The organism is Streptomyces niveiscabiei (assembly GCF_001419795.1).
Classification (GTDB): domain Bacteria; phylum Actinomycetota; class Actinomycetes; order Streptomycetales; family Streptomycetaceae; genus Streptomyces; species Streptomyces niveiscabiei.
Genome location: NZ_LIRL01001364.1, coordinates 1 through 1,941, shown reverse-complemented (window position 1 = coordinate 1,941; position 1,941 = coordinate 1). Strand labels below are relative to the sequence as shown.

The 1,941-nt window shown below is 71.3% G+C and carries 1 protein-coding gene and 2 pseudogenes; all 3 read right to left on the bottom strand.

The window, feature by feature from the left end; genetic code table 11:
• Nucleotides 1-568: pseudogene (locus AOK24_RS44090) on the bottom strand (ATP-binding protein); the annotation flags it as partial.
• Complete coding sequence (locus tag AOK24_RS44085) at nt 565-1,269, bottom strand: Pvc16 family protein (RefSeq protein ID WP_055725428.1); 705 nt, start codon at nt 1,267-1,269, stop codon at nt 565-567. The pseudogene AOK24_RS44090 and the gene AOK24_RS44085, both read right to left, overlap by 4 nt.
• A pseudogene (locus AOK24_RS44080) lies at nt 1,266-1,941 on the bottom strand (hypothetical protein); the annotation flags it as partial. The pseudogene AOK24_RS44080 and the gene AOK24_RS44085, both read right to left, overlap by 4 nt.

The window sequence follows — 1,941 nt, the reverse complement described above, 5'->3', positions numbered from 1 at the left end:
CCACCACCCCACGCAGCCGCACATCAGCAGCCGAGCTCCCCAGCAGATACCCGGTCACCCGATCCGGCACGACCAACACCCGTGACAGCGGCGGCCGTTCCCCCTCACCGACCTCGATCAACCCGCCCTCGACGAGCGGCGCCCCCGCCCCGAGCCGGAACCGCGCGGCCGAGGCCCCCGCGACCCCGCACAGCTCCAACGCCAGTCCAACAGTGGGCCGGCGTCGAGTGAGATCGTCATTGAGGTACCCGTACAACCGCTCGAACCGAGCATCGAGATCAGGAGCGACGGCCACGAGCAACAAGTCCAGATCGAGCGACGACAACCCGAACCGCCGCGCCAGCACCCCGAGTACGGACGAGGGCTCCGGCTCCCAGTCCTCGTACGGCGGAACGTCGAGCCCTCCCACCCCCTCCAGAATCCGTTCGACGGCGTCCGGCGTGAGGTACTGCCCCCGATACGGATCGTCGGGATCGGGGTCCCCCGCCTTCCGCGCCGCGACAGCACCCCGCACCCGCTCCTCGACGAGCCGTAGCCGTTCCCACAACTCCGCGTCCTTGTACGTCAAGGCTGCCGATCCCCCCGCCGACGCCGCGCCGGCGCCGCCCCTCGTTCCCTGGGCCCGGAGAACCCGTCGTCCCCCGGATCACTGACTTCCCGATACCGCAACCGGCGTCCGGGCAGAGCCTCGCCGTCCCCGCTCAACGCGGCGGACCGCACCACGAGCCCCTCGGTGACAGGCGGCGCGGAAGCCTTGGTCGCCCCGGCCAACGGAGCCCGGACCCGCAGCCCCAGCGACGCCTTCAGCTCCCCGCCGAGCGCCGACCACACGTCGGACGCGGCGGGCCCGTCGAGCCCGGTCCCGGCCGTGTCGAGCGCGACGGTGAGCCCGAGTTCGGCGAGCGACCCGCTCAACATCCGCGCGGGCAGCACATCGTTGGCGACCAGCGTCGTCAACACTTGCGACAGCAACCGGTGTTCGTCCTGCGGCCGATTCGCCCAGGCGGTCACGAGGTACGTGAGATCGAACCACCGGGGAGGCGACCGCCGAGCGACGAGATGCCCCTCGTCGTCGTACACCTCCCCCGCCCCGCTCCCCCGCCGGGTCGCGTCCTCGCGAATGTCGTACAGGAAGACACACACCGTGGGCGCGCTGCGCCGAGCGGCCCAGTCCCGGGTGGGCGCGTCGAACACCACGTCCACCCCGGACGCTTCGAGCCCGGACTCCCCGAGCAGCCGCCGCAGCCCTTCGTCGACCTCGTGGATCACCGGCGGGTCACCTCGTCCGGCGGCTGAACGGTCCCGAGGACCACCAGGAAGTCGGTGGTCACCGGCGAGAACCCGGGCCCGCTGGCGGTGATGATCCGAGGCCCGGTCTGATCCTTGGCGAGAATCAGGAGCTGCCCGATGAACGTCCCGTTGGCGAGCGGAATCGTCGGCGCGGCGGCGGCCGTGATCCCGGGCTTCCAGGTGAACTTCACCGGCACACCGGGCGGAAAGTCCGTCCCCCGCACGGAGGTCACGAACCCCGGCTTCCCGATCTCCGGCACAGCGATGATCTTGGGCTGCAAGATCCGCAGCCGCTGCCGAGCCGTGTTGTCACTCCGATCGGCGTCGGTCCCGGTGGTCGTCAACGTCCCGGTGAGCTGGGCAGTAAGCGCCTTGTTCGGACTGAGCACCACACGTACGACAGTGCTGGCCCCCTGCGCCAAGTCGGGCAGCGCACAGCTCCAGTTGGCGTCACACCCGGCCGGCGGCCCGTTGTTGGGTATCCCGGCAGGCAGCCCGATCTTCAACCGCAGCCCGGTGGCAAGGGCGTTGCGCCCGTTGCGCACGGTGTAGCTCACGACGACCCGCCCACCGACGTACCCGGGGTTGGGCTGAGCGGTGAGGCTCAACCCGGGCCCGGCCTGAGGCGTGGGAGCAGGCGGCGCGGGGGGA